23 protein-coding genes are annotated in these 26,549 nt (G+C 66.6%); 18 read left to right on the top strand and 5 right to left on the bottom strand.

Annotated features, from left to right (window positions below; all coding sequences use genetic code 11):
• Window positions 1-11 precede the first annotated feature (11 nt).
• The gene (locus tag AC1DDG_RS14910) at window positions 12-932 is read right to left on the bottom strand and encodes a 2-hydroxyacid dehydrogenase (RefSeq protein WP_476876651.1); all 921 of its coding nucleotides are present in this window, start codon (window positions 930-932) and stop codon (window positions 12-14) included.
• Window positions 933-1,071: 139 nt separating this feature from the next.
• Between AC1DDG_RS14910 and AC1DDG_RS14905 the strand changes: the two genes are divergently transcribed.
• The 10 genes from AC1DDG_RS14905 to AC1DDG_RS14860 all read left to right on the top strand — a co-directional run bounded on the left by AC1DDG_RS14905 (window position 1,072) and on the right by AC1DDG_RS14860 (window position 12,666).
• Window positions 1,072-1,248, top strand: coding sequence for a VOC family protein (locus AC1DDG_RS14905; protein WP_476876650.1), 177 nt, complete (start codon window positions 1,072-1,074; stop codon window positions 1,246-1,248).
• A gap of 330 nt (window positions 1,249-1,578) precedes the next feature.
• The gene (locus AC1DDG_RS14900) at window positions 1,579-2,487 is read left to right on the top strand and encodes an SRPBCC family protein (protein ID WP_476876649.1); all 909 of its coding nucleotides are present in this window, start codon (window positions 1,579-1,581) and stop codon (window positions 2,485-2,487) included.
• A gap of 279 nt (window positions 2,488-2,766) precedes the next feature.
• A complete protein-coding gene (locus AC1DDG_RS14895) occupies window positions 2,767-3,114 on the top strand; it encodes a hypothetical protein (protein WP_476876648.1) in 348 nt (115 codons plus the stop codon).
• 265 nt (window positions 3,115-3,379) lie between these two features.
• Entirely contained in the window at window positions 3,380-4,546 is a 1,167-nt protein-coding gene (locus AC1DDG_RS14890; protein WP_476876647.1) for a glycosyltransferase family protein, read from the top strand.
• Window positions 4,533-5,753, top strand: coding sequence for a glycosyltransferase family 4 protein (locus AC1DDG_RS14885; RefSeq protein WP_476876646.1), 1,221 nt, complete (start codon window positions 4,533-4,535; stop codon window positions 5,751-5,753). The genes AC1DDG_RS14890 and AC1DDG_RS14885 overlap by 14 nt, the downstream gene beginning before the upstream one ends.
• Window positions 5,750-6,922: a glycosyltransferase family 4 protein gene (locus tag AC1DDG_RS14880; RefSeq protein ID WP_476876645.1), complete on the top strand. Its 1,173-nt coding sequence runs from the start codon at window positions 5,750-5,752 to the stop codon at window positions 6,920-6,922. Before AC1DDG_RS14885 ends, AC1DDG_RS14880 begins: the two co-directional genes overlap by 4 nt.
• Complete coding sequence (locus AC1DDG_RS14875) at window positions 6,919-8,781, top strand: ABC transporter ATP-binding protein (protein ID WP_476876644.1); 1,863 nt, start codon at window positions 6,919-6,921, stop codon at window positions 8,779-8,781. The genes AC1DDG_RS14880 and AC1DDG_RS14875 overlap by 4 nt, the downstream gene beginning before the upstream one ends.
• A complete protein-coding gene (locus AC1DDG_RS14870) occupies window positions 8,778-10,073 on the top strand; it encodes a phosphotransferase family protein (RefSeq protein WP_476876643.1) in 1,296 nt (431 codons plus the stop codon). Before AC1DDG_RS14875 ends, AC1DDG_RS14870 begins: the two co-directional genes overlap by 4 nt.
• Entirely contained in the window at window positions 10,070-11,206 is a 1,137-nt protein-coding gene (locus tag AC1DDG_RS14865) for a phosphotransferase (protein ID WP_476876642.1), read from the top strand. Before AC1DDG_RS14870 ends, AC1DDG_RS14865 begins: the two co-directional genes overlap by 4 nt.
• Window positions 11,207-11,283: 77 nt before the next feature.
• Complete coding sequence (locus AC1DDG_RS14860) at window positions 11,284-12,666, top strand: UDP-glucose dehydrogenase family protein (RefSeq protein ID WP_476876692.1); 1,383 nt, start codon at window positions 11,284-11,286, stop codon at window positions 12,664-12,666.
• 120 nt (window positions 12,667-12,786) lie between these two features.
• Here AC1DDG_RS14860 and AC1DDG_RS14855 read toward each other — a convergent pair whose 3' ends face one another.
• Window positions 12,787-12,993 carry a hypothetical protein gene (locus AC1DDG_RS14855; RefSeq protein ID WP_476876641.1) on the bottom strand — a complete coding sequence of 69 codons (207 nt, stop codon included), beginning with the start codon at window positions 12,991-12,993 and terminating at the stop codon, window positions 12,787-12,789.
• 347 nt (window positions 12,994-13,340) lie between these two features.
• Here AC1DDG_RS14855 and AC1DDG_RS14850 point away from each other — a divergent pair, with 347 nt between their 5' ends.
• From AC1DDG_RS14850 to bcp, 7 genes are all read left to right on the top strand, one after another.
• Window positions 13,341-14,141 (top strand): hydroxypyruvate isomerase family protein, encoded by an 801-nt coding sequence (locus AC1DDG_RS14850; RefSeq protein WP_476876640.1) that lies wholly within the window; start codon window positions 13,341-13,343, stop codon window positions 14,139-14,141.
• A gap of 54 nt (window positions 14,142-14,195) precedes the next feature.
• On the top strand, window positions 14,196-15,074 hold the full coding sequence (locus tag AC1DDG_RS14845; protein WP_476876639.1) for a 2-hydroxy-3-oxopropionate reductase: 879 nt from the start codon (window positions 14,196-14,198) through the stop codon (window positions 15,072-15,074).
• A gap of 149 nt (window positions 15,075-15,223) precedes the next feature.
• Window positions 15,224-17,014, top strand: coding sequence for a glyoxylate carboligase (gene gcl / locus AC1DDG_RS14840; protein ID WP_476876638.1), 1,791 nt, complete (start codon window positions 15,224-15,226; stop codon window positions 17,012-17,014).
• Window positions 17,015-17,049: 35 nt separating this feature from the next.
• Entirely contained in the window at window positions 17,050-18,309 is a 1,260-nt protein-coding gene (locus tag AC1DDG_RS14835) for a glycerate kinase (protein WP_476876637.1), read from the top strand.
• Window positions 18,302-19,645 carry an allantoinase AllB gene (gene allB / locus AC1DDG_RS14830; protein ID WP_476876636.1) on the top strand — a complete coding sequence of 448 codons (1,344 nt, stop codon included), beginning with the start codon at window positions 18,302-18,304 and terminating at the stop codon, window positions 19,643-19,645. Before AC1DDG_RS14835 ends, allB begins: the two co-directional genes overlap by 8 nt.
• 11 nt (window positions 19,646-19,656) lie before the next feature.
• Window positions 19,657-20,400 (top strand): winged helix-turn-helix domain-containing protein, encoded by a 744-nt coding sequence (locus tag AC1DDG_RS14825; protein WP_476876635.1) that lies wholly within the window; start codon window positions 19,657-19,659, stop codon window positions 20,398-20,400.
• A gap of 74 nt (window positions 20,401-20,474) precedes the next feature.
• Window positions 20,475-20,954, top strand: a complete 480-nt coding sequence (bcp, locus tag AC1DDG_RS14820; RefSeq protein ID WP_230118453.1) for a thioredoxin-dependent thiol peroxidase — start codon at window positions 20,475-20,477, stop codon at window positions 20,952-20,954.
• Between the two features lie 356 nt (window positions 20,955-21,310).
• Here bcp and AC1DDG_RS14815 read toward each other — a convergent pair whose 3' ends face one another.
• Both AC1DDG_RS14815 and AC1DDG_RS14810 read right to left on the bottom strand, forming a co-directional pair.
• Complete coding sequence (locus AC1DDG_RS14815; protein WP_476876634.1) at window positions 21,311-22,276, bottom strand: polysaccharide deacetylase family protein; 966 nt, start codon at window positions 22,274-22,276, stop codon at window positions 21,311-21,313.
• A gap of 13 nt (window positions 22,277-22,289) precedes the next feature.
• Window positions 22,290-23,813 (bottom strand): purine-cytosine permease family protein, encoded by a 1,524-nt coding sequence (locus tag AC1DDG_RS14810; RefSeq protein WP_476876633.1) that lies wholly within the window; start codon window positions 23,811-23,813, stop codon window positions 22,290-22,292.
• Window positions 23,814-23,921: 108 nt separating this feature from the next.
• On the opposite strand from AC1DDG_RS14810, the gene AC1DDG_RS14805 reads away from it, so the two are divergent.
• Window positions 23,922-25,499, top strand: a complete 1,578-nt coding sequence (locus AC1DDG_RS14805) for a PucR family transcriptional regulator (protein ID WP_476876632.1) — start codon at window positions 23,922-23,924, stop codon at window positions 25,497-25,499.
• A gap of 151 nt (window positions 25,500-25,650) precedes the next feature.
• On the opposite strand, the gene purU is transcribed toward AC1DDG_RS14805, so the two are convergent.
• A complete protein-coding gene (gene purU, locus AC1DDG_RS14800; RefSeq protein ID WP_476876631.1) occupies window positions 25,651-26,547 on the bottom strand; it encodes a formyltetrahydrofolate deformylase in 897 nt (298 codons plus the stop codon).
• Between the last annotated feature and the right edge of the window lie 2 nt (window positions 26,548-26,549).

Here is a 26,549-nt window from a genome sequence, read left to right as displayed (position 1 = left end):
ACCGGGTCGCATCAGCCGCCCAGCACCACGTTGACCGGCGGTTCCCCGGCCAGCATGAGGTCGATCTGCCGCTGCAGCAGCCGCCCCATCCGCGGGCGCATCGCGGAGCTCGCCCCTCCCACATGCGGGGTGATGATGACGCCGGGTGTGCCCCAGAGCGGGTGGTCCCGGGGCAGCGGCTCGGGATCCGTGACGTCTAGGGCGGCACGGATCCGTCCGGACCCCGTGTGGCGGACCAGGGCTTCGGTGTCCGCCACCGGGCCCCGGGCCACGTTCACCAGCAGCGAGCCGTCGGGCATTGCCGACAGGAAAGCGTCGTCAATGAGGTGCTTGGTGGCGTCGCCGAGCGGCACCCCCACAATCACAATGTCGTGTTCCGGCAGCAGCGCGGGCAGTTCTGCGATGCCATGGACGACGCCCGTCTCATCCGTCCGCTGCCGGCTGGCCACCCTCGTGATGCTCGTTTCAAACGGGATGAGCCGCTGTTCGATCGCCTTGCCCACACCGCCGTAGCCGACAATGAGGACGCGGCGGTCCGCCAGGCTTGCGGTGGGCCTGGTGTCCCACTCGCCCTCCTGCTGGTTCCGCATGATGCGCGGGAACTCCCGCTGGCTGGCCAGCACCATGGCCAGGGCCAGTTCCGCGGTGGACGTTTCGTGCACTCCGGCGGCATTGGCAAAGACCCGTCCGGCCGGAAGCGCCTCCGCCACACCGTCGTACCCGATCGACTGGCTCTGCACCAGCGCCGTCTCCACGCCGTCTAGATTCCGCAAGACCTGCGGGCCGCCCATGTACGGCGGCACCACGATGTCGATGTGGCGCTGCGGCGGCTCGCCCGCGAAGTCCCACTCAAACACCGTGACGTCCGCGTTCGGCGCCAGGTACTCACGAAGTGCCGCATCCGGCAGGCTCACAGTTATCTTCCGGGTCATGGGTCTCCAACAGCTCCGTCGGCTCGGGGCAGGTCGGTCACATGGGAGCGCGCCTGCCGGGTGTTCTCTGTCGCCAGCCTAACGGAGCGGCCGGAGGCAACAGCTTTGCGGAGCCCCTGGGCGGGTGTACTTTGGCCGCATGCTGAGCATCGGCTCCATCGTGATCCGCGTTGATGACCTCCCGCGCCAGCTGGCCTTCTGGCAGGCAGCCCTGGGCTACGAACCGCGAAGGGCGCCGGATGAGGACTACGTGATCCTTGCCGATCCGGAAGGCAACCGTTTCTGCGTGGTGGACACCGCGGGCAGGGCGGTTTAGCGGCTGCGCGCCGACTGCCGGCCGTCGCCCTCCTCTCCTCGCAGGGGCGAAGATGTGATTCGGCTCAATGTTTAATCAAGATGTCCTAAATATGCCCTGATAAGCCTCTACCCGGCTGTACATTGATTCCAAGCTCTCCGTCTTTCCCCCCAGACCGGAGCGCCAGGGAGCCTCCGCGCTTGAGTCCACAGGATTCGCGCAGGGGGCTCCCTTTCACTTAGGGCCGGAGGACGGCTCTGGCCACCGAACGGTTCAGGCCGATATGGTAAGCATGCTGACGAATTGAGTTCTTGTTCGTCGGTGCCTGTTCAAGTCGACAAAGGAGACACTGTGAGCACGAGGGTTGAAAAACGAATTCTGGTCAATGTGCCGGTCAGCACGGCCTACAACCAGTGGACCCAGTTCGAGGACTTTCCCCAGTTCATGGGCGGCGTGAAGAGCGTGACCCAGCTGAGTGACGACCGCCTTGAGTGGGTGGCCGAGATCGCCGGCGTCAAGCGGAAATGGGAAGCGAAAATCCTCGAGCAGATCCCGGACCGCAAGGTCGCCTGGGCCGCCACCGAGGGTGCCACAAACGCCGGATCGGTAGAGTTCGAGGATGTGGGCGGCGGGCAGACGTCCGTCCGGCTCTTCATTGACTACGAGCCAGAGGGCTTGGTGGAGAAGGTCGGTGACAAGCTCAACGTGGTGGATCGCCAGGCCGAGTCCGATCTCCAGAAGTTCAAGGAGTTCATCGAAGACGAAGGGTATGCCAGCGGCGCCTGGCGGGGTTCCGTCAACGAAGGCGCCTCCGTCGGCACACCCGGCGTCGAACATGCTGCGGCGTCGCGCGGCGACAGCGGCAAGGCCGGAGTATCCGGCAAGCTCGCCGCGGGGGTCGGCGTTGCCGCGGCGGCAGGAGCCGTCGCAGCCACCCGCAGCAGCGATTCGGACGCCACAGTGCCAGTCCCCGACCACACGGCGACCCCGGCGGTGACGCCGGTGTACACCGAGACAGTAGGAACCGCCGGGACGCCTGGAGTGACCGGCACGGCTCCGGTAACCAGTGCGGACAGCTCGGCGCTGGCCGACGAGACGATCGCCCATCCCTTCGACCAGACCAACGGCCTCATTGACGACGACGGCGATTCGGACGAAACAGCCGCCAGTGACACCCAGAGCGCTGCGGAGCGCGACGAGACCGCTGACCGCGGCCCGGGCACCGTCCCGCCCATGGGTGGAAATCTCGGCCAGCATTAGGGGCAGCACGGCCGACTGAATTCCACAGCATCGACCCCAAACGAACGCAAAAGAACGACGGCGGGACTTCTCGCCGTCGTTCTTTTGGCTTTTCGACTCCAGACGGCTGAAAAGAAATTTGAACGGTAAGTTTTTAGGATTGACCTACACCCCAAGCGGTGGCAACGTGGGACACATCTCGCAACCTCCTCTCGTCGGGTATTTATGCACACCCCTTTCAGACATCTGGTGTCCGCCGCAGGCGGGCACCGACGAAAACGTCTGCGGCCCGCCACGGTGATGGCAGTCCTCGCACTCGTTGTGTTCCTCGCGGCGTGCACTCAGGGCGTGGCCCGAAACTCTGCATTCAATAACCACCACGGCGCCGCCACCATCTCGGGACTGGCGCCGAGCCCGGCAGTTCATGGTTACGCGCCGCTCGCATATTTCTTTGCCGCGTCCAGTGAGCCGCTGCAAGCGCGCAGCACTGACGGCGTGCAAGGCGACGACGCCTGGCTGCGGGACTCCGCCCTGCAGATCGCGGCAACTCCCGCTGCCACTGTCATCAGCTGCTCGCCGTCGCCTTTGCCACAACGGAAAGAGACCCGGCAGGACCGAAGCCGGCCCCCTCCGGAGCTCCGCGCCTGAATTGTTGGTTTTCCATATCCGCGCCTTACTTTTGTGGCTGCTCCAACGATACTGACAGGCAACCAACGCGCGGCAACAGTCCATTGAGGGCAAATTATGAGAGTTCTCTAATAATTTCTATCGCTTGATGAGCCTCTTTTTGAGGCTGGCTAGACCAAAGTAATCGTCACCGAGAATTCGGTTGGCTGTGGGGGCGAATTCAGTAGGCCGTGGGGGCCCATTGAAAAAGTTAAGAATTGCGCTCTATTCTCATGACTCGCTTGGCTTGGGACACGTCCGCCGCAATCTGGCGCTGGCGCACGCCCTGAGCAATCAGCTTCCCGGCCTCACCGGCCGGCCAGTAACCGGCGTCCTCATTGCCGGGAGCGCCCTTGCACCAGGATTCCCCGTCCCGGCTGGCTGGGACTGGGTCATCCTGCCCGGCGTCGGGAAGGGGCCCGACGGCTACCACCCGCGGAACCTGGCGGTGCCCATGCAGGATCTTGTATCGCTGCGGGCCGCCCTGCTGGAAGCAGTACTGGGAGGTTTCCGCCCCGACCTGATCGTGGTTGACCGCCATCCCACTGGCATTCACCGCGAACTGGAGGCCGCGCTGCGCCGTGCCCGTGCCCTGACTCCGGCGCAGGTTGTGCTGGGACTTCGCGAGGTGCTGGATTCCCCGGAGACTGCCCTCGCAGAATGGGACAGTGCCGGCGGCGCACAGCTCGTCAAAGACCTTTTTGACGCAGTCTGGATTTACGGCGACCCGGCAGTCCATGATCCACTTGCCGCCGGCGAGATTCCCGAGTCCCTCCGGGGCATGATCCGGTACACGGGCTACCTGGCGACCGGCAGGCCGCCCGGATCCGGGAAAATCTGCATGTCTGGCCCCTATTTCCTGACAACTGTCGGAGGCGGTGCCGATGGTCACGCCCTGGCGAGCATCGCCGCGGCCGCCGCACTCCCAGCCGGAATCGGACACCTCATCGTTGCGGGTCCGCAGATGCCGGAAGTGGAACTCAACGACCTGCGGCAGCACGCCACGCCCGGCGTCCGGGTGGTCGAAGCCCTGGACGACATGGTCCTGCACATGCGAAATGCTCAGGCGGTTGTATCCATGGGCGGATACAACACGGTGTGCGAGCTCCTGAGCACCAGCGTGCCCGCGCTGATCGTCCCCCGGAACCACTCCCGCTCCGAGCAGCAGATCAGGGCAGCCTCCCTGGCCCAGGCCGGCTATCTGGACCGACACGACATGGGCACGCTGACGCCTGCAATCCTGGCGGCCTGGCTGGCACAAAGCCTCGGCACCGAGGTGGACCGGCGGCTGGCGCACCTCAACGGGCTCGCCCGTGTGCCTCAGCTGGCAGCCGCCCTCCTGCAGCCGGTCCTCCAGCCGGCCGGCTCGCGGGCGCAGACCATCAGGGAAGGGGCGGCACGTGCTGCAGTCTGAACCGGCCATCGCCTACGTGCTGAAAATGTATCCGCGATTCTCCGAGACCTTCATCGTTTCCGAAATCCTCGCCCGGGAGGCAGCCGGGGACCGGATCGAAATCTTCTCACTTCTCCAGCCCAACGACCCCCGTTTCCATCCCGAGCTTGCCCGGGTCAAGGCTCCGGTCACCTACATTGACCGGCCGCTCAAGGCGTCCGAGCTATGGGAGAACTTCAGGGCCGCGGATACAGCCGGCCTGTCCGGAGCCCTTTCGCGCAACCTGGGCCAACTGACCGCGGCCGAATGCACCGAAGCTGCGCAGGCGATCAACCTCGCAACTGCCCTTTCGCAGCGGAACATCAGGCATCTTCACGTCCATTTTGCCAACGCGGCCACCAGCGTTGCGCGGCTCGCCGCGGCCCTCGTCGGTCTACCGTTCTCGTTCACGGCCCACGCAGTCGACATCTTCCATGAGTCAGTCCAGGCCGACGAGCTGCGGGTGAAGCTTGAAGAGGCCCATCACGCCGTGACCATAAGCCAGTACAACTTCCGTTATCTCCGCCGCCTGTTTCCCGCTGCCACCTCCCGCCTCCATCTGGTGCGCAACGGCCTGGAACTGAATCGATTCCCCTATCGCGAGCCACGCCCCATCGGTACTACCTTGCGCGTGGCCGCCGTCGGCCGGTTGGTGGAAAAGAAAGGTTTCCAGCACCTGTTGCCTGCCGCCGCAGAGCTCGTGGGCCAGGGCTTTCACCTCGACGTGCAGATCGCGGGCGCCGGCGAGCTTACCGAGGAACTGCAGAACACCATTGAACGACTCAGACTTGGGGACCACGTCAGGCTGATCGGACCGCGGACCCAGGACGAGGTCCTCGAACTGCTTGACTCCTCCGACGTTTTCGTGGCCCCGTGCGTCATCGGCGCGGACGGCAACGCCGACGGCATGCCTACTGTCTTGCTGGAGGCGATGGCAACTGGCGTGCCCTGCATCAGCACCTCGGTCACAGGCATCCCCGAAGCGATCCATGACGGCCAAACCGGGATTCTGGCAATTCCCGGAAGCCCGCACGCCCTGGCCCGGGCAATCCGCCGGATCAGCGCGCCCGGAACGGACCGGCTTGCCCTGTCCCGAAACGCCCGCGCCCTGATCGAACAAGATTACGACGTCCGCCGGCAGGTCGAGTTGCTCCGGTCCCTGGCCCTTTCGGAAAGGAAGGTGGCATGATGCACGTGGCCTATCTCTGTGCCGACCGCGGAGTCCCCGTCTTTGGCACCAAAGGCTCCTCCGTTCACGTGCAGGAGATCATCCGGGCCTGGCGCAATGCAGGGGACGACGTCACGCTCTACTGCACCCGCCGCGGAGAGGACCGCCCGGCGGACCTTGCCGATCTCGACGTCGTCGAAAATCAGCCGCTCCGGGGGCCCGACATACACCACGAGCGTGCTCTCCAGGATGCGGCGCTGGATCTCGCAGACACAGTCCTGAGTGACGGCTGCGACTTGTTCTACGAGAGATACTCGCTGTTCAGCCCGGCCCTGTCCCTTGTTTCCCAGGCCCTTGGCGTTCCGGCCGTTCTCGAAGTCAATGCACCCCTCATTGAAGAGCAGCGGCGTTACCGCCAGCTGCTGGACGCGGAAACGGCCGAAGCAATCCTGCGCCACAATGCGGGTGCGGCGCAGGTGGTTTCCTGCGTCTCAGAACCTGTGGTCCGCTGGGTCCGCGGCCGGGTGCCCGCGGCGAGGACCGTGCTGGCGCCGAACGGCGTCAACGTTCAACGCATCACTCCCCGGCGCCCCGGACGGCGGCATTCCGGTCATCTCACCGTGGCCTTCGTGGGGACGCTGAAGCCCTGGCACGGCGTCCCGGACCTGCTCCACGCCGTCGCAATCGCCAACACCCGCTCCGCCGACCCCGACCGCTGGACCGTGCGGATGATCGGAGACGGGCCGGAGCGGGACAACCTTGAACGCCTTGCAGCCACGCTCGGGGTGGAGACGGAATTTACCGGGGCAGTTCCCCCGGGGACCGTGCCCGGCCTGCTTCATGAGTGCGACGCCGCCATGGCCCCCTATCCTCCCGACAACGCCGGCCGGGAAGACTACTTTTCGCCGCTGAAGATCTACGAGTATATGGCGGCGGCCATGCCGATCATCGCAACGTCCGTCGGCCAGATCCCGTCCATTCTGGAACACGGCCGCACCGGGTTGCTGGTTCCGGGTGCCGATACGTCCGGGCTCGCCGCCGCACTGACGCGGCTGGCGGCGGAGCCGGTGCTGCGCGCAAGCCTTGGCCGCCAGGCCCGGGCCGACGCCGAGCACCGCTTCAGCTGGAACCACGTGCTTTCGACCATCACCGAAGCCTTGACGGCCGAACCAAAGGCGGCATTGCGATGAGCACAACTGCCCGACATGCGGGCGGCCGCGGGGCGCCGGGCCGCGACCCCAAGCCGGAATCCGGACTCCGGCGGACGCTGCGCTGCGTGCGCCCGCACCTCAAGGGACACCGGATCCTCATGGCCGGCGGCTTCGTGGCCCTCGCGGCGGACGTCCTCTTCCGCCTGCTGGAACCCTGGCCCGTAAAACTTGTGGTTGATGCCGTGTCGCGATCGCTCGGCGCAACGCTGCGCAAACCCGGTCCCTCAATGGACGCAAGCCTGGAAACCCTCCTGCTGTGCGGCGGAGCAATAGTGGTCATCAGCGTGGTGCGGGCCATTGCCAACTACTGGTCCGCGATCGCCTTCGCCCTGATTGGATCCAGGATCGCAGCCGACCTTCGCGCGCGGACCTTCCGCCATGTGCAGAGCCTCTCCATGAGGCACCACACGCGCGCCTCCTCCGGAGATACCGTCCAGCGCCTCGTGGGCGACGTCTCCCGCCTGCAGGAAGTGGCCGTTACCGCAGGGTTGCCGCTGCTGGGCAACATGGCAACTCTGGTGGCCATGACGGGCATCATGGTGTGGCTTGATCCGCTGCTCGCACTCGTCGTGTTCTTTGCCGGCGGCGCGTTCGTCCTGCTGTCCCACAGAAGTTCGCCGTCAATAACGGTGGCCGCCCGCAAGTCCCGCAAAGGTGAAGGCGCCCTGGCAACCACTGCCGCCCAGACCCTGAATGCCATGCGCGAAGTCCAGGCCTACGGCCTTGAGGACACCATCAGCGACGACTTCCGGTCCAGCAACAAGCAGACCCTGGGAACGGGAGTTGTGGCACTGCGGCTGGCCGCGGCGCTTGAACGCCGCACGGACGTACTGATTGGCGTGGCCACGGCGATCGTCCTGGCCGGGGGCGGCCTGCGCGTGCTGGACCATTCGATCACACCCGGAGACCTGGTGGTCTTCCTGACCTACCTGAAGACCGGGATGAAACCCCTCAAGGACCTGGCCAAGCAAACCAGCCGGATCGCCCGCGCCACGGCGTCCGGGGAACGGGTGGCAGATCTCCTGGAGGCGCAGACCGATCTCCCCGAGGCCGCCAACGCCCGTGTGCTTTCGAGCGCCCATCCCGACATTGTGTTCGACGACGTGACCGCTGGCCACGGCGAGGGAACCACCGTGCTGCACCGAATAAACCTCAGCGTCCCGGCCGGCGAACACCTGGCCATCCTCGGCCCCTCCGGCGCCGGCAAATCAACCCTGGCCAGCCTCATCCTGCGAATGATCGACCCAACGTCGGGGGCAGTGCTGGTCGGCGGCAGCGACCTCAGGGAGTTGAAGATCGCGTCCGTGCGCTCGCACGTTTCAATCCTGCTCCAGGATTCCGTTCTCTTTGGCACCACGGTCCGGGACAACATCAGGTTTGGCCGCCTGGATGGCACGGACGAGGAAATCGAGAACGCCGCCGCCCTGGCCCAGGCAGACGCCTTCATCCGTTCCCTGCCTGAGGGCTACGACACCGTCCTGGGTGAAGCGGCAAAGGATCTCTCGGGAGGCCAGCGCCAACGAATCGCCATCGCTCGGGCCATCCTCCGGCAGGCACCCATTGTGATACTCGACGAAGCGACTGCAGGCCTGGATCCGGCCTCACGGGAGTCGGTGCTGGATGCACTGGCCGCCCTCACCCGGGACCGAACCTCCATCACCATCACCCACGATGAGCATTCCGCCCGCTCCTGCGACCGCATCATCTGGCTCGAGGATGGCCGCATCGTTGAGGAGGGTCGACCGGATGCACTGCTGCAGGATCCGGCCACGCGTTTCGCACGCTGGATGGCCGACCAGGACCCCGGCCGGCCGCTTGAAAGGCTGGAAGTGCCATGACCGCGGCTGCATCCGCCCTCAGGGACCCGGACAGGGCCCTGGCCAGCCGGGACAATGACCTGGCCGGTTTGCCCTACCTGCTGGACAACAGCAACCTGTCTGCGCTGCTCGGCGAAACTGTCCGGGTGACCAGGGTCCGCTACAAACCACGCACTTCCTTGCTTGTCGCTTTCCGCCGGACGCGGAACGGCACCTTTGATTACGGCTGGGCCCTGACCAAGACCGAGGAGGGAAGCGGTCAGCTCCTCCGTCGCGAACAGGTCTCCAAGTCGCGCGACGGGAACATTAGGGTGCTCAGGCCCGACCCCCGTCAACCGGGTGCCCTCGTCGCCACGGGCGATATAGCCGATGACTGGAAGCTGCGGCGCAACCTAGCCTGGCTCCGCAAGCACGGTGTGGAGCGTCTGGGCGTCGGCCAGCTTCCTCTCAACGGCCACCTGGCCGGCGCGGCCAGCGTGCTGCGCTACAAGCCCGAACGGCGACTCGTGCTGATGATCCAGGATCCCGCGGCCCCCGTCGTCGTCAAGATAGCGGCCAATGCGGCCGACGGCGAACGGCGGCTGGATTTTCAGCGGCACCTTTACGAGCACGGCGTTCCGCTCCTGCCGCAACTCGGTGATCCGGAGTGCGCCCGTCACGGAATCGGCGCCAGCCCCGTATGGGGCGGAGGTGACCTGGCCGGACTCGACGACGCGCACGCGGCCGGCGGTGCCCATCGTGCCGGGGAGGCTCTCGCCCGGCTGCACGGCCTCCACGTCCGTCCCGATGCCGCTCCCGGTGACTGGTTTGATGATCTGATCAGACAGCTGGCCGCGACCCGCGCCATGGTGACTGCGCTCGTCCCCGAACTGGAGGGGCACGCGCGGAAACTGGAGAGCGGCCTACCCGGCCTGCTGGGCCACCGCGAAGAGCGCACCAGCGTCCCCGTCCACGGCGACTTCTCGGCCGATCAGGTGCTCGTGGGCGGATCGGACGTCCGCATCATCGACTTCGACCGGGCCCACCCTGGCTCCGCCGAAGCCGATCTGGGATCGTTCGCTGCCGTGGAAGAAGCTACTCTGGCGGCGCCCGGAATTGGAGCAGCCAGCACTAACGGCGCGGGCGGTGCAAAGACCGCCAGCCTGACCGAAGGCTATGTCCAGGCGGGCGGACGGTTCCGCCAAAAGGACCTCGATGCCTGGGCCGCCGTCCGGTTGTTCAAAGGCAGTGTGGACCCGTTCCGGGACCGGTCCCCCGAATGGGCCGCCGAAATAGCCTGGCACCTCCGCCGGGCCCTGGAGCTGATCGCATGAGCTGGCATCCTGCTGTACCGCCCCGCGTTTCCGATGCCGGCGGCAGGGACTGGCTGGTCCGCCGGGCCTGGCCCGGACCCGAAAGCAACGACTACATCCTGGAAATCCGGTCCCCCGGGATTCCGGGTGTCCGCGCAGCCCATCTGCGGCACGGGATCTTTGAGCCGGTACCCGACAAGGACCCACGGCTTCCCGCGCTCGCAAAGGAGGCCCCCCAGGGAGAAGTCGTGGCCCATCGCGCCCACAAGCGCGCCGTAGTCCACGCCGGCAGCCGGTACATCAAAGTCTTCCGTCCCGGCCCGGCAGAGACGGCCGCCAGGAGCCATGCCCTGGCCACCGCGCCTTTGACCGCAGGCCGCATCACAGCCCCTGTGCTGCTGGAGAGCCGGCGCTCGGTGCTCGTCTTCAGCAGTCTTACGGGACGCTCATATCATGAGCTCGGGCAGGACCAAACGACCGTTACGGACGCGTCCTTTGCACGGATGTGGCGCGAATGGTCACTGGCGTGGCTGCAAACAGTTGACGTCGCCAACAGCGCCGATTTCCGCAGCAGCGTAGAGAGACTGCCGCTGCACCCACCCGAGGGTGAAGTGGTCAATCTCCGGCGCTGGGTCGATCTCTGGCTCCTGCAAAGCGAAGGCGTCCCGGCAGCTGCTGCAGCGCGCACCGGCCTCGTGGCCCAGGCCGATAAAGCCATCACTGGGCTCTTGGCCACGCGCCCCGATCCGTTCGGCTGGGCGCATGGGGACCTGCATGACAAGCAACTGCTGCGGCGGGGAGGTAGCGGCACGCCCGGCTTGCTGGACTTTGACGAAGCCTGCCAGGCCGAGCCTGCACTGGACCTCGCCAATCTCGCCGTGAACCTTGAGCTGCGGCTGTGCCAGAAGCTTCTGACAACGCGGCGCTACGCCATTGCCCACGCTGAGGTCATGGCCGTAGCCGAAGAACTGCACGTCACGCCCGAACGATTCGCCGCGTATTGTGCCGGCACGCGCCTCCGCATGGCCTGCCTTTACTCCTTCCGCCCGCCTTGGGGGGCGCGTGCCGCGCGCTACCTGGTCTCTCCCTTCCCCAACCCGTCCCTGGAACGCGAGCCCGTCCCGGTATTGAGCACAGACTGGAGCCTGACATGAGCAGTTCCTCCCGGCGGGCGCGCGGCGCCGCGGATGTTCCGCCGTCGTCCGGCTTTTCCCTCTCCACCGGCGCCCCGATGTCTAACGGTCTTTCCCTCACCGTCATCGGAACGGGATACCTCGGCACAACCCACGCCGTGTGCATGGCATTGCTGGGCCACCGCGTGGTGGGGATCGACGTCGACGAAGCCAAGGTACGTGCCCTGTCGGACGGACAGCTGCCGTTTTTCGAGCCGGGCCTGAAGAAGCTCCTCCGGAAGATGCTGGAACGGGGCAGGCTGACGTTCACCAGCGACTTCTCCGCAGCCAGGGATGCTGACATCCATTTCCTGTGCGTCGGGACACCGCAGGCACCCGATTCCCCCGCCGCCGACCTCCGCTACGTGGACGCGGCGCTTGAGCGCCTGGCCCCGCAGCTGGGACGGCGGTGCCTCATCGCAGGAAAATCCACCGTTCCGGTCGGCACGGCGGAGCGGCTCACGGCCTACATCCGGGCGGCCGCCCCGGCCGGCACGCTGGCGGAGCTGGCCTGGAACCCGGAGTTCCTGCGTGAAGGCCACGCGGTGGAGGATACGCTGCATCCGGACCGGCTGGTCTTCGGTGTGCCCTCCGAGTGGGCCCGCGGCCGGCTGGCCGAATGCTACGCCCCCATCATCACCGCTGGCACTCCGGTAGTGGTCACAGACCTTGCCACCGCCGAACTGGTCAAGGCGGCGGCCAACTCCTTCCTTGCCACCAAGATCTCCTACATCAATGCGATGGCGGAAATCTGCGAGGCCACGGGCGCGGACGTCAGCCTGCTGGCGAAGGCGTTGTCCTACGACAACCGCATCGGCGGCCGCTTCCTCAAGCCGGGTTTGGGGTTCGGCGGGGGCTGCCTGCCGAAGGATATCCGGGCCTTTACGCACCGGGCCAGGGAACTCGGCGTCGGGCAGGCGGTCGGCTTCCTGCAGGAAGTGGACGCCATCAACCAGCGGCGCCGCCAGCGGACCGTGGACCTCATCACCGAAATGGCGTGCGGCGACCTGGCGGGCGTGCGCGTGACCGTTTTGGGCGCCGCCTTCAAACCCGACTCTGACGATATCCGCGACGCCCCGGCCCTTGACGTTGCCCGAATGCTCCACCAGAGCGGCGCCAGGGTCACGGTCTTCGACCCCAAGGCGATGGAGAACGCCCGCCGGAGCTATCCGGACCTCGCTTACGCGAATTCGCTGGAGGAGGCCGTGACCGGCGCCGAAATCGTGGCACTCCTGACCGAATGGGACGTCTTCCGGCGCGCTGACCCGGCTGCGCTGGGCGAGCTAGTGCAGCTGCGCAACATCGTTGACGGCCGGCACGCGCTTGACGCCGCGGCATACCGCGCCGCCGGCTGGGACTATCGGGCACTCGGAGCACCCAACAGGCTACCCGCGCCGGGCCCGGGGTCCACGACGTTCGAAGCGGCGCATCTGCGTGTCTAGTGCTGGTGCCTGCCTAGGGCTGGTGCCTGCTAACCCAGCCTACAAACGGAACAGCGGCCACCCAAACGCCTCAATGCGCCTGGGTGGCCGCTGTTTCCCTGCCTGGATACACCGGCCCCTTCAGAGTGCCGGGTCGGGTGAGCCTGCGATCTTGTTGTGGTTTTGCATCAGGTGGAGCTGCAGCTTCGCTTCAGCTTCCCGCCGCCGCCGAGCCTGCTCGCGCATCTTCCGCGTCGCCTCGGAGCCTTCGGGATGGAATAGTCCGGCCGTTCTATTACGGGGAGCGCCACCGCCGGAGGGTGCCGCCGCCATAAGTTCTTCGCTCATGCCCGTATCGTCACACGCCCGCCGCCCGGCCCGGAAGAGCCGTGACCGTAGTGTGACCGGATCGGAATCAATAAGGGCCGGCGGCGCTTGGGAAGGCACCCCGGCTCACCGGGGCTCTGCCGTCGGCCCCACAACAATTCTAGAAGCGAATCGGCTGTTCAAACAGGGGTTCCGCAGTGCCGTCTCCGGCATCAGCCTGCCGGACGGTCCGCAACGGTTGACGCCGGCACCCGCCCCGTCCTACACTTTTCATACAGCAGAATATAACTTCCACAATACGAAATAGCCGAGGAAGCCAGTACTGCTCAGCAAAGACGCCACCACCGGACCCGCAAGGAACAAAGACAATGACGTACACCGTGAACTGCTCCATCCTGCTGACGGAACTGCCGCTCTTGGAGCGCCCCGCCGCGGCGAAGGCTGCCGGCTTCGACGCCGTCGAATTCTGGTGGCCCTTTGACACCTCTGTCCCCGCCGACGCCCAGGTCACCGAGTTCGAGAACGCCATCAACGACGCCGGCGTGCAGCTCACGGGCCTGAACTTCAATGCCGGCAACATGCCCGGCGGCGACCGCGGCCTCACCTCCTGGCCAGCACGATCCCGCGAGTTCCAGGACAACATCGACGTTGTGGCCGGCATCGGCGAGCGCCTCGGCTGCAAGGCCTTCAACGCCCTCTACGGCAACCGCATCGACGGCGAATCGCCCGAAAAGCAGGACGCCATCGGCGCCGAAAACCTCGCAACGGCGGCTGCCGGCGTCGCCCGCATCGGCGGCACCGTCCTCCTCGAACCGGTCAGCGGCGCCCCCAAGTACCCGCTCCTCACCGCCGCAGACGCCCTTCGGGTGATCAGCCGGGTCCGGGAAGAATCCGGCGCCGAGAACATTAGGCTCCTCGCCGACTTCTACCACCTGGCCGTCAACGGGGACGACGTCGAAGCCGTCATCGAAAAGCACGCCAAGGACTTCGGCCACATCCAGATCGCCGACAACCCCGGCCGCGGGGCTCCCGGAACCGGGCAGCTTCCCCTCGGCGAATGGATCGCCCGCAGCCGCGAACTCGGCTACGAGGGCTACATCGGCCTCGAATATAAGGAACCGGCGGAAACAGCCTTTAGCTGGGCCATCCGCCAGCACGCTTCCAACTAGGTCCCGACAGGCTCGGCCACCAGAACCACCACAGACTTCAGAAAGAGAACCATCATGAGCAACGTTGCAGTCATCGGACTCGGAATCATGGGCCTCCCCATGGCCATCAACCTCGTCAAGGCCGGCCACGCGGTCACCGGTTTCAACCGCAGCCAGGACAAGATCGACAAGCTCGTCTCCGAGGGCGGCCAGGGTGCCACGAGCATCGCGGACGCCGTCAAGGACGCCGACGTCGTCATCACCATGGTCCCGGACTCCCCCGATGTTGAGGGCGTCGTCAGCGGTAAGGACGGCATCTTCGCCAACGCGAAGAAGGGCACCCTGTGGATTGATGCCAGCAGCATCCGCCCGGACGTCGCCAAGCGCCTCTCCGAGGACGCGGTCGCCGCAGGCATCCGCCCCCTCGACGCCCCGGTCTCCGGCGGCGAGCAGGGTGCCATCGACGCCGCCCTGTCCATCATGGTGGGCGGCGACGCGGCCGACTTCGACGCAGCACAGGACGTCCTCAACGCCGTCGGCAAGACCATCGTCCACGTCGGCCCCGCCGGCTCCGGCCAGACCGTCAAGGCAGCCAACCAGCTGATCGTGGCCGTCAACATCGAGGTCCTCGGCGAGGCCATCGCCTTCCTTGAGGCCTACGGCGTGGACACCGATGCAGCACTCAAGGTCCTTGGCGGCGGCCTGGCCGGCTCCAAGGTCCTGGACCAGAAGGGCCAGAAGATGCTGGACCGCAACTTCGACCCCGGCTTCCGCCTGGCCCTCCACCACAAGGACCTCGGCATCGTCACCTCCGCCGCCCGCGAAGCCAACGTCGCCGTTCCCCTTGGCGCCGTCGTCGCACAGCTCGTTGCCGCCACCGTCAACCAGGGCGACGGCGGACTCGATCACTCAGGCCTCTTCAAGCAGGTCCTGCAGCTCAGCGGCCGGAAGTAGCCCAGGCCGCCAGTAGGCCAGCCGCCCACAGGGCGGACTTAACAAGCAAAACCGGGCAACCGCCGTCGTGCATCAACGACGGCGGCTCCCTAAACACACCCAAAATTCAGCCCACAGCGGGCCACCCACAGACTTTCAAGGAGCACACCATGACGAAGATGCGCACCGTAGACGCAGCCGTCGCCATCCTGGAGAAGGAGGGCGCCACCGAGGCGTTCGGCCTGCCAGGCGCGGCAATCAACCCTTTCTACTCGGCCATGAGGGCCCACGGCGGCATCCGCCATACCCTGGCCCGCCACGTTGAAGGCGCCAGCCACATGGCTGACGGCTACAGCCGGGCCAAGGACGGCAACATCGGCATCTGCATCGGCACCTCCGGCCCCGCCGGCACCGACATGATCACCGGCCTGTACGCGGCATGGGCAGATTCCATTCCGATGCTCTGCATCACCGGCCAGGCTCCCGTGGCCAAGCTGCACAAGGAAGACTTCCAGGCCGTGGACATCGAGTCGATCGCCAAGCCGGTCACGAAGATGGCCATGACCATCCTGGAGCCGGGCCAGGTTCCGGGCGCCTTCCAGAAGGCCTTCCAGCTGATGCGCTCCGGCCGACCCGGCCCCGTGCTGCTGGACTTGCCGATCGACGTGCAGATGGCCGAGATCGAATTCGACATCGACACGTACGAGCCGCTGCCCATCGAGAAGCCCAAGGCGAGCCGCAAGCAACTGGAAAAGGCCCTGGCCATGCTCACCGCGGCCCAGCACCCGCTGATCGTGGCCGGCGGCGGCATCATCAACGCCGGCGCCTCCGCCCAGTTGGTGGAACTGGCCGAACTGCTGAACGTTCCGGTCATCCCCACCCTGATGGGCTGGGGCACCATCCCGGACAACCACCCGCTGATGGCCGGCATGGTGGGCCTGCAGACCTCGCACCGCTATGGCAATGAAACCTACCTGCAGAGCGACTTCGTGATCGGCATCGGCAACCGCTGGGCCAACCGCCACACCGGCGGCCTGGACACCTACACCGAGGGCCGCAAGTTCGTGCACATCGACATCGAGCCCACCCAGATCGGCCGCGTGTTCTCCCCGGACTTCGGCATCGCATCCGACGCCGGCGCGGCGCTGGACGGGCTGCTGGAACTGGCCCGCGAACGCCAGGCCGCCAAGACCCTGCCGGACTACTCCGGCTGGGTTGCCGAATGTGCCGAGCGCAAGGCCACCCTGCACCGCAAGACGCACTTCGAGAACATCCCCATCAAGCCGCAGCGCGTGTATGAGGAGATGAACCGCTCCTTCGGCCAGGACACCACCTACGTGTCCACCATCGGCCTGTCCCAGATTGCCGGCGCCCAAATGCTGCACGTCTTCGGCCCGCGCAAGTGGATCAACGCCGGCCAGGCGGGCCCGCTGGGCTGGACCGCACCGGCAGCCCTGGGCGTGGTGCGCGGCAAGCCGGACGAGACCGTGGTTGCACTGTCCGGCGACTACGACTTCCAGTTCATGATCGAGGAACTGGCCGTGGGCGCGCAGTTCAACCTGCCGTACATCCACGTGGTGGTGAACAACTCCTACTTGGGCCTGATCCGGCAGTCGCAGCGCGGCTTCAAAATGGAACAGAACGTGTCCCTGGCCTTCGAGAACATCAACTCCACTGATTCCTCCGCAACCGCAGCGGGCTACGGCGTGGACCACATCAAGGTGGCCGAGGGCCTGGGCTGCAAGGCCATCCGGGTGGAAGACCCCAACGACCTGGGCTCCGCGTTCGACAAGGCCAAGGCCCTCATGGGCGAGTTCCAGGTTCCCGTGGTGGTTGAGGTCATCCTGGAGAAGATCACCAACATCTCCATGGGCACCGAGATCAACGCCATCAACGAGTTCGAGGAGCTGGCCGAGACGCGCGCGGACGCCCCCACCGCCATCCTGGCCCTGCAGCCCTAAGCTGCGGCGCTCAACACTAAAAGACAGGCACTGCAATGCGCATAGTGATCGCGCCGGACAAGTTCAAGGGCTCGCTCTCCGCCCCGGACGTCGCCCGGCACCTGGAAAGGGGGCTGCAGGCGGGCTCCCGCATCGCGGGGCAGGGTCCCCTTGAGGTACTCCGGATTCCCGTGGCCGACGGCGGCGAGGGCACCTTGGACGCCGCCGTCGGCTCCGGCTTCACCCGCCGCAGCGCCGTGGTCAGCGGCCCCACCGGGCAGCCGCTGACTGCCGAGTTTGCGGTCCGCGGACGGGAGGCCGTCATCGAGATGGCCGCGGCCTCCGGGCTCGCGGTCCTCCCCGATGCCGGCGAGGCCGACGGCGGCGAGCCCGATGGTGCTGGAGCGACCGTCGGCCAGCCGGATTCCGACAGCGCCAAGGCCGCCACGAGCCTCGGCACCGGCGAACTCATCCGGTCCGCCCTGGACGCCGGCTGCCGGCAGATCATTTTGGGCGTCGGCGGCAGCGCCAACACCGACGGCGGAGCGGGAGTCCTGCAGGGCCTCGGCGCCATACTGTTCGACGCCGACGGCAACGAACTCCCGCTTGGCGGTGCCGCACTGGCGGACCTGGCGAGCATCGACTTCTCCGGCTTCGACGCACGCCTGGACGAGACCCGTTTCGTCCTGGCCAGCGATGTGGACAACCCCCTGCTGGGTGCGGAAGGTGCCGCTGCGATCTTCGGACCGCAGAAGGGCGCCACCCCTGCCGATGTGGCAACACTGGACAGCGCCCTGGCCAACTTCGTCCGCGTCCTCGCCCGGGAAATCGGCCCGCGCGCACTGAAAGCCGCGGACGCACCGGGGGCCGGAGCGGCCGGCGGCGTTGGCTACGCGGCCATAGCTGCCCTGGCCGCGACGCGCAGGCCGGGCATCGACGTCGTGCTTGAATTCACTGAACTGGCCGCCCGGCTGGCCGGCGCCGACCTGATCATCACCGGCGAAGGCAGTTTGGACGAGCAAAGCCTGCTGGGCAAGACGCCCATGGGCGTGGCCCGCGCCGCCGCTGCCGCCGGCGTGCCGGTGGTCGCCGTCTGCGGCCGCACCACGCTGACCGCAGAACAGCAGCAGGAATCCGGCTTCCGGCAGGTCTACCCACTGACCGCGCTGGAGGCCAAGGTAGAAATATGTATAGCCCAAGCAGGACCCCTGCTTGAACAATTGGGACAGCGCATCGGCGCGGAGCTGGCGAACCCGGTCCCCGCCGCCACCGCCACGGCGAACAGCGCCCGCACAAAGGAGCCCCTCAATGTCTGAAGAAAGCTTTGACCTCGTCATCCGGGGCCAGCGCGTCCTCACCACCGCAGGCGTCGCTGCGCGTGAGGTGGGCGTGCGGGGCGGCAAGATCGTCGCCCTCGAACCGCTCGGCAACGGCCTGTCCGGCCGGGAGATCATCGAACTCGCCGACGACGAAACCCTCATTCCCGGCCTCGTGGACACCCACGTCCACGTCAACGAGCCCGGCCGCACCGAATGGGAGGGCTTCGCGTCCGCCACCCGCGCGGCCGCGGCAGGCGGTGTGACCACCATCATCGACATGCCGCTGAACAGCATCCCGCCGACCACCACGGTGGAGGGCCTCAAGCTCAAGCGCGAAGTGGCCGAGGACCAGGCGTTTGTCGACGTCGGGTTCTGGGGCGGCGCCGTGCCCGGCAACAAGGCGGACCTCCGCCCGCTCCATGACGAGGGCGTGTTCGGATTCAAGTGCTTCCTGCTGCACTCCGGCGTGGACGAGTTCCCGCATCTGGAGGCGGATGAGATGGAGGAGGACATGGCCGAACTCAAGTCCTTCGATTCGCTCATGATCGTCCACGCCGAAGACTCGCACGCCATTGACCGCGCGCCGCACCCGGGCGGCGACCACTACTCCACGTTCCTGGCGTCCCGCCCCCGCGGTGCCGAGAACAAGGCCATCGCCGAGGTCATCGAGCGGGCCCGCTGGACCGGCGCCCGCGCGCACATCCTGCACCTCTCCTCCTCGGACGCGCTGCCCATGATCGCAAGCGCAAAGCGCGACGGCGTCCACCTCACCGTGGAGACGTGCCCGCACTACCTCACGCTCATGGCCGAGGAGATCCCCGACGGCGCCACCGCCTACAAGTGCTGCCCGCCCATCCGCGAAGCCTCCAACCGCGAGCTGCTCTGGAAGGGCCTGCAGGACGGCACCATCGACTGCATCGTCTCTGACCACTCGCCTTCGACGCTTGACCTGAAGGACCTGGAAAACGGCGACTTCGCCGTGGCCTGGGGCGGCGTCTCCTCACTGCAGCTGGGCCTGTCCCTGATCTGGACCGAGGCGCGGCACCGCGGCATCCCCCTGGAGCAGGTGGTGTCCTGGATGGCCGAAAAGCCGGCAGCCCTGGCGCGGCTGTCCAACAAGGGACAGCTGGCGCTCGGCTACGACGCCGACTTCTCCGTCTTCGCCCCCGACGAGGCGTTCGTGGTGGATGTCTCCAAGCTCAAGCACAAGAACCCCATCACCCCGTACGACGGCAAGGCCCTCTCCGGTGTGGTCCGCAAGACGTTCCTGCGCGGCAGCGTGGTGGACGGCCAGACGCCCAGCGGCAAACTGATCCGCCGCGGCGGCGTCTGAGGCGTTCCGCCATGGCCGTCCATGCCCATACGCCCCGCGGGAACCCGGCCGCCGGCAGCGTCGGCGGGCGCCCGCATCTGACGGCCGTCCCGGACCGGAACTCCGGCGCGCCCGGGTTCAAGGCGCGGGGCTTGGCCGTCTGGGTAACCGCCGGGCCCGGGCAGGACATCGATGAGGCCGTTCTCACCCGCGCCGCCGAGCTGGTGCTCGCGCGTGCCCTGAAGATTGCTCCGGAGGCGGAAGTCCACTGGCCTGCCGCCGGAGCTGCAACGTCCGCCGCCGGTTCGTTCCCGTCCGGGAAGCCCCCAGGGGACGGGGCACCCTCCGGGACGCCCGACGGCGGCACTCCCGCGCCGTCGTCGTCCTCCCCGGAGGACTCCCCGCAACTGGACGACGGCGGCGCACCCCACCTCCCGCCGTCGGCCGGCCCCGTCAGCAGGGTCGCCGTGGACCTCGCGAAAGGCGAGGTGCTGCTGGACGGCAGGCCGGTGCCGCTCACCGGCGTCGAGTTCAAGCTGCTGCGTTACCTCGTGGAAAACTGCTCGCGCGCCATCGGCCGCGAGGAGCTGCGGGTGTTCCTGGAATCGTTCGACAGCCCCGGGGCGGCCACCCGCTCCATCGACGTCTATGTGGGCCGGGTGCGGCGGAAACTGCGCGGCGGCCGGCACGCGATCGCCACGGTGCGGGGCGGCGGCTACCAGTTCATCCCCGGCCCGGGCGCCACCGTCCGCGGCCCGGCGGAATACAGTATCTAGCTAGGCTGTTATCCAGTTCAGCCCTTGATTCTTCCACCAGCTTTTGTTTCGCAAGATCCATCCGAAGGAATGCCATGAGCCCCAAACTGACCACCAAGCTCCAGCCCGGAACCCAGGCCCCGGACTTCACCCTGCCGGACGCTGAAGGCAAGCAGACCTCGCTGGCCGATTACCGGGGCAAGAACGTCATCGTGTACTTCTACCCCGAGGCGGCCACCCCCGGCTGCACCACCGAGGCCTGCGACTTCCGCGACAATTTGGCCACCTTCCAGGGCTCCGGCTACGAGGTCCTGGGCGTCTCCCCCGACGCCCCGGACAAGCTGTCCCACTTCACCGGCGACTTCGCCCTGACCTTCCCGCTGCTGGCCGACGAGGACCACTCCGTCGCACTGGCCTACGGCGCCTGGGGCGAGAAGCTCGTGGACGGGGAGGTCCGCGAGGGCATCGTGCGCTCCACCGTGGTTCTTGATCCCGAGGGCAAGGTCCGCCTCGCCCAGTACCAGGTCAAGGCCCAGGGCCACGTCCAGGCGCTGAAGGAATCCCTGGGCGTCTAAACGCTCTCTCACCTCCTGCACGTTCCGGGCCGACGCTCTCTCACTTCCTGCACGTTCCGGGCCGACGCTCTCTCACTTCCTGCACGTTCCCGGCCGACGCTCTCTCACTTCCCGCACGTTCCGGGCCGACGCTCTCTCACTTCCCGCACGTTCCCGGCCGACGCTCTCTCACCTCCTGCACGTTCCGGGCCGACGCTCTCTCACCTCCTGCACGTTCCGGGCCGACGCTCTCTCACCTCCCGCACCAAAAACCGGAACGCTCTCTCATCTGGTGAGAGAGCGTTCCGGTTTAAGCGACGGGAAGTGAGAGAGCGTTCCGGTTTAAGCGACGGGTGGTGAGAGAGGGCTGCCTGGGCTCAGCCGTGTGACGGGCCGGCGGTCAGCTCCGGCTGCCGGACCTGCGCCGGGGTGAAGCGGGCGCCGGCGTCGGGAAAGCCCGGAACCTTAATGCGCGCGTGGCTATGGACTTCAGTCACGGTGTCCCGCGTGTGCTCGGCGATTTTGGCCATTGTGGTGACCCACATCCCGTCCATGGCTTTGACTCGGTTGATCAGCTGCTCCAAGGCCACCGCCTTTGAGGGCCGGCCGGAGATGAACGGATGGTTCGTCAGCACGAAACAGCTCCCGGCCGCATGGTGTGCCTCTGCCTCCAGCGTCCACATTTCGAGGACCTTGGCGGGGCTTTCAATGACTCCGCTGCCGGTCACCCCCGGATAGAAGGCGTACTGCTCCCAGTCGTCCAGTGCCCAGTCAACAGGGATTTCGACCAGATCCCTGGAGTCGCCGTCGGCGACGCTGAAGCGGTACGGTGCGTCGCCGTCGAGCAGGCTTGAGTCGTAGAGGAAGCCGCGGTCAGCCAGGAGAGCCGGCGAGTGCCAGTTCAGCTCCCACCAGGGAGCGCGGTAGCCGACCGGCCGCACGCCCGCAACCTTGGCCAGTGCTTCCAGCCCGCGGTCGATGTACCGCGCCTCGGTGGCGGCGTCGATGCCCTGCATGGGTTCGTGGAGGTAGCCGTGGTGGGCGATCTCATGTCCTGCATCCGCGATCCGGCGCACCACGTCGGGGTAGCTTTCCGCGGTGAAACCCGGGATGAAGAACGTGGCCTGGATGTCCTGCCGTTCGAGGATCTGCAACAGCCTGGGGACCGCAACCTTGGGCCCGTACGACTGGTGCGTCATGAGGGACATCCGGCGCGTGCTGGTGGGGTCATGGGCAATGGTGCACGATTCGGCGTCGACGTCGAACGTGAACGAGGCGGCTGCCCGGTACCCTTCGGGCCAGGTGATGGGATGGGCGGAGTCTGCGAAGGCAGGGAATTCCATGGTCCGTTCCTTTCTAGAGGGCGGCAGTGGTTGTTGACGGGAGGGCTACTGTCTCCGGGACGGCTGCCGGGACCGGCGGCGATCCGGCGTCGGCCAGAAACCTGCGGTGGACCCGGGGGCCAAGAACCGCGTAGCACGCGGCGCTGCTGAGGCCACCCGCGAGCCAGGACAGGTCCCAGCCGCCCAAGGCCACGGCGATGGGGCCCTGCATCACCGGGATCAGCCCGTACATGAACAGCCAGGTGGCGAAGATGCCAACCAGGAGGGATACAACGCCGGCCCAGTTGATGCCGGGGAGCCGCCTGGTGCCCACACTGTCGAACAGCCGTCCGCCGTCGGCTGGCCAGCGCTTCTCGATCCAGAAATAATGCACAAGCATGACGCCGCCCCAGGCAGCCACCCAGGCCACGAGCCCGATCAGCCATGCATCCAGGACAGAGGCGAAGTCCTCCTGGAAGACGAAGAATACGACGGCGGCCAGCGAGAAGACGCCGACGAACAGGTTCAGCTTGCGGCGGCTGATGGTGATGTCGAGTGCCTGAGTGGCGACGGAGAAGGTGTAGATGTTCAGGATGTTGGTGGCGATGGGCCCGTGCAGGACCATCAGGAGCACCGGGAGCGCCATGACCCCGAAGTTCTGGACGATGAGCTTTCCGGGGTCAATTTCGCCGCTGTTGGTGGCGAGGCTGGCTCCCAGGATTCCGAGCCAGACGACGGGGATGAACTGGCCGAGGACCGACGCGAGGTAGACCTTGCGCTTTGGCACTTCGGTGCTGACGAACCGGGAGTAGTCGGCGGCGTAGGTGAACCAGGTGATCCCCCAGCCAATGCCGATGGCAGTCATGACCGCGCTCATCGCAGCGATCCGCTCCGAGCCTTCGAGGATGTTGCCAGCCGGTCCTGCGTAGGACCAGTTGATCTTCATCCCGAACCAGGCGACGGCGGACATCACCGCGAGGATGATGATGGTTGGCGGTACGGTCCATTTTTCAAAGGCGGCAATGGCCTTGTAGCCGAACCAGGCGATGGCCACCTGCGCTGCCATGATGGTGGTGGCGACGCCGATCTTCCAACCATAGTTGTGGGCCGTCGGGTCGACCCAGCCGAGGGTTCCGAAGAGCGCCATCACGAGGTCCAGGATGATCCAGGTGTTCACTGCGCACCAGCCGATCACCAGCAGCGCCTGAATGGCGGCGGGCAAGTAGTTTCCGCGCCGGCCGAATGCCGCGCGGGCCAGCACCATGCCGGTGGCGCCGGTCTTCTGGCCGAGCAGTACAAAGCAACCGAACAGCAGCATTCCGATGAGGTTGCCCAAGACGAGGACGGTGACGGTGTCGGCAAAGCCGAGCCCGAGGTGGATGCCGAGGGCGCCGAGGACCCAGTTGATGGGTGCCAGGTTGGCGCCGGCCCAGATCCAGAACTGTCCGGAGACTTTCCTGGTCCGCTGGGATTCCGGAATGGGCTGGAGCCAGGCTTCGACATCATTGTCGGCTGCCGGCACTGGGCCGTCCGCGGCTGCAGTGGAGTGGTTGTGCATGGGGGCCTCCGTAGGGGAAAGGGGGATACCGCCAGATTATGTGTCACAGGCCACAGTCAACAAGATACTATGTGTATAACACAACGCTCATCTACGTTACGGATCGTAATGCCTGTATTGCTCGCCGACGTGCTTAAGCACCCCACCCTCACGGCCGCTGATCCCGTGATCCGCGCCGGGGCAGGTGCAGCGTCGGGTACACAACTGCGCTGGGTCCATTCGAGTGAGGTACTGGACATTGCGCCGTTACTTAGCGGCGGTGAACTGCTTCTCACCGGGGGTGATGCCCTGGTCTCAGCCACGGACGGCCGGCGCGTGGAGTACGTCCGACAGTTGGCTGAACGCGGCGTCGGCGCCCTGGCCGTGGAGACAGGCCAGACCCTCGCGTCGCTTCCGTCCTCGATGATCCGGGCCGCCGAAGAAGCCGGGCTGCCCCTCATTGAATTCCGCAAAGTGGTGCCGTTCGTGGGCATCATGCAGGCCATCAACTCGATGCTCGTCAGCGAATCGGTGGCACACCTGCGCCGCGCGGACGAGGCCAGCCACGCCATGGCCGTGGAACTGGCCCACGGGAGCAGCCTGGACCGGATTCTCGCCGTGCTGGCCGGGATCATTGAAGCGACGCTGGAACTCTCGTCGGTGTCCGGTGTGACACTGGGAACCGCCGCCCCGGCAAGTGACGGTTCCGCCGGTTCCATTCCGGCGGACGGTTCCGGGCCCGACGAACGGCGCGAGAACGCGGCGGGGACCGGCACGGATGGAACGCCGATCAATATCGACGTCCCCGTCCGCGGCGTGCCCTCCGCCAGGCTGGCAATCAATGTCCCGGCCCATGGCGACGTCAATTTGGCACGCGTTGCCGGCGGGCGGTGCGTTGACATCCTTTCGCTGGCGCTGCTGCAACGGATGCCACCCGGCTTGAAAGAGGTCGCAGGGACCGCGCTGCTGCGCGCTGTCAGTTCCGGCAGTCAGCCCTGGCGGCTGCAACAGCTCTCTCCGACTGCCGGGATTCCGGCCTCGGCAACTGTGGTCGCCATCGTCGTCAGGACGTCCACGTCCCAACAGTTACGCGCCGCAATGGACAAGATCCTGAAGCGCTCAGCCCAGCAGAGCGCCAGCTATGTGGATAATTCAGAGCTTCTTGCTCTCGCAGCCCTTCCTTTTGACGGCGCCTCAGCCGCACGGGCGGAACTCGTGGCGGCCCTGCAGGAACTCCCTGTGGAGGCCGGAACCATGACGGCGGTGGGCCCCCTGGCTGCCGGGATCGTAAACGCACCGTGGTCGCTGTCGGAGGCGAAATGCGCCCTGGACCTGGTGGTGAACGCATCACTCCGAGCGGCGCGGCTGCCGTCGGAATCCGCAGGTGTGGTGGTCGACGTCGAAGACCTCGCCGTGGAGCGAATGGCTGTGCAGCACCTGGACCAGGGGGCACGGCAGGACTTTGTGCGCCAGCAACTTGGCCCCGTGCTGGAGCACGACGAGCGGCGGAACTCCCAGCTGCTGATAACCCTGGCCATCTGGCTCGACTCCGGCTGCAATACGGCCCAGGCCGCGAGGGAACTTCACGTGGAGCGGCAGTCGATGCATCACCGGCTGCAGCGGATTTTTGAATTGTGCGGCGGAGATCCGCGGGGAACTGGCCGGCTCGCAGCCCTGCATCTGGCCACCCGGCTGGCCGTCCTGTAGCCCCGGCAGGATGGACGCTCTCTCACCTTTCGCAACAAAAATAGGGACGCTCTCGCACTTCCCCCAAGGAAGTGAGAGAGCGTCCCGGCTCAAGCGACAGGAAGTGAGAGAGCGTCCCGGCTCAAGCGACAGGAAGTGAGAGAGCGTCCCGTTAGCGGAGCACCACTGTCCTGTTGCCCTGCAGGATCACGCGGCCCTCGCAGTGCCAGCGGACGGCGTTGCTCAGCGCCTTGCACTCGGTGTCGCGGCCGGCGGCCACCAGGTCCTCCGGGCCGTACGTGTGGTCAACCTCCACCACCTGCTGGGAGATGATGGGCCCCTCGTCGAGCTCGCCGTTGACGTAGTGTGCCGTGGCCCCCACCGTTTTCACGCCGCGGGCGTAGGCCTGGTGGTAAGGCTTGGCGCCCTTGAAGCTGGGCAGGAATGAGTGGTGGATGTTGATGGCGCGGCCGTCCAGCTTGCGGGTGAGCGCGTCGCTGAGGACCTGCATGTAGCGCGCCAGCACCACCAGTTCCACATCGAACTCGTCCACGAGCTCCAGCAGCCGGGCCTCCGCAAAAGGCTTGGTAGCGGCGGTGACGGGCACGTGGAAGAACGGAATGCCGTGCCATTCCACGAGGGTCTGGTGGTCGGTGTGGTTCGAAACAACGGCCACCACCTCCACCGGCAGTTCGCCGATCCTGGCGCGGAACAGCAGGTCGTTGAGGCAGTGCCCGAACTTGGAAACCATGATCAGCACGCGCCGCTTGGAGCCGTGCGGCTCCAGCCGCCAGCTCATCCCGAAGCGTTCAGCAACGGGGGCAAAAGCGGTCCGCAACGCGTCCGCGGTGGAGGCGTCGCCGTCGGACGCAAAGTGCACCCGCATGAAGAAGTGCCCTTCGGAGCGTTCGCCGAACTGCTGGTTGTCGATGATGTCGCAGCCGTGTTCCAGCAGGAAGCCGGAGACGGCGTGGACGATACCCGGCGACTCCCGGCAGTCCAGCGTGAGGACATGCTCCACGGTGGTCGCGGACGGACCGGTAAAGGATTCAGTCTCGATGGCAGTCATGG

Source organism: Arthrobacter sp. 10L430 (genome assembly GCF_056395245.1).
The sequence above is the reverse complement of the archived record's forward strand: the minus strand, read 5'-3'. Positions and strand labels throughout refer to the sequence as shown.

What these genes read in the sequence shown, in the direction of transcription:
- gcl (WP_476876638.1), top strand. Translation starts at nt 15,224, where the DNA reads ATGACGAAGATGCGCACCGTAGACGCAGCCGTCGCCATCCTGGAGAAG.
- AC1DDG_RS14880 (WP_476876645.1), top strand. Translation starts at nt 5,750, where the DNA reads ATGATGCACGTGGCCTATCTCTGTGCCGACCGCGGAGTCCCCGTCTTT.
- AC1DDG_RS14825 (WP_476876635.1), top strand. Translation starts at nt 19,657, where the DNA reads ATGGCCGTCCATGCCCATACGCCCCGCGGGAACCCGGCCGCCGGCAGC.
- AC1DDG_RS14805 (WP_476876632.1), top strand. Translation starts at nt 23,922, where the DNA reads ATGCCTGTATTGCTCGCCGACGTGCTTAAGCACCCCACCCTCACGGCC.
- AC1DDG_RS14845 (WP_476876639.1), top strand. Translation starts at nt 14,196, where the DNA reads ATGAGCAACGTTGCAGTCATCGGACTCGGAATCATGGGCCTCCCCATG.
- AC1DDG_RS14860 (WP_476876692.1), top strand. Translation starts at nt 11,284, where the DNA reads ATGTCTAACGGTCTTTCCCTCACCGTCATCGGAACGGGATACCTCGGC.
- AC1DDG_RS14865 (WP_476876642.1), top strand. Translation starts at nt 10,070, where the DNA reads ATGAGCTGGCATCCTGCTGTACCGCCCCGCGTTTCCGATGCCGGCGGC.
- AC1DDG_RS14810 (WP_476876633.1), bottom strand. Translation starts at nt 23,813, where the DNA reads ATGCACAACCACTCCACTGCAGCCGCGGACGGCCCAGTGCCGGCAGCC.
- AC1DDG_RS14855 (WP_476876641.1), bottom strand. Translation starts at nt 12,993, where the DNA reads ATGAGCGAAGAACTTATGGCGGCGGCACCCTCCGGCGGTGGCGCTCCC.
- AC1DDG_RS14910 (WP_476876651.1), bottom strand. Translation starts at nt 932, where the DNA reads ATGACCCGGAAGATAACTGTGAGCCTGCCGGATGCGGCACTTCGTGAG.
- AC1DDG_RS14850 (WP_476876640.1), top strand. Translation starts at nt 13,341, where the DNA reads ATGACGTACACCGTGAACTGCTCCATCCTGCTGACGGAACTGCCGCTC.
- AC1DDG_RS14870 (WP_476876643.1), top strand. Translation starts at nt 8,778, where the DNA reads ATGACCGCGGCTGCATCCGCCCTCAGGGACCCGGACAGGGCCCTGGCC.
- allB (WP_476876636.1), top strand. Translation starts at nt 18,302, where the DNA reads ATGTCTGAAGAAAGCTTTGACCTCGTCATCCGGGGCCAGCGCGTCCTC.
- AC1DDG_RS14815 (WP_476876634.1), bottom strand. Translation starts at nt 22,276, where the DNA reads ATGGAATTCCCTGCCTTCGCAGACTCCGCCCATCCCATCACCTGGCCC.
- AC1DDG_RS14835 (WP_476876637.1), top strand. Translation starts at nt 17,050, where the DNA reads ATGCGCATAGTGATCGCGCCGGACAAGTTCAAGGGCTCGCTCTCCGCC.
- AC1DDG_RS14905 (WP_476876650.1), top strand. Translation starts at nt 1,072, where the DNA reads ATGCTGAGCATCGGCTCCATCGTGATCCGCGTTGATGACCTCCCGCGC.
- AC1DDG_RS14895 (WP_476876648.1), top strand. Translation starts at nt 2,767, where the DNA reads ATGGCAGTCCTCGCACTCGTTGTGTTCCTCGCGGCGTGCACTCAGGGC.
- bcp (WP_230118453.1), top strand. Translation starts at nt 20,475, where the DNA reads ATGAGCCCCAAACTGACCACCAAGCTCCAGCCCGGAACCCAGGCCCCG.
- AC1DDG_RS14875 (WP_476876644.1), top strand. Translation starts at nt 6,919, where the DNA reads ATGAGCACAACTGCCCGACATGCGGGCGGCCGCGGGGCGCCGGGCCGC.
- purU (WP_476876631.1), bottom strand. Translation starts at nt 26,547, where the DNA reads ATGACTGCCATCGAGACTGAATCCTTTACCGGTCCGTCCGCGACCACC.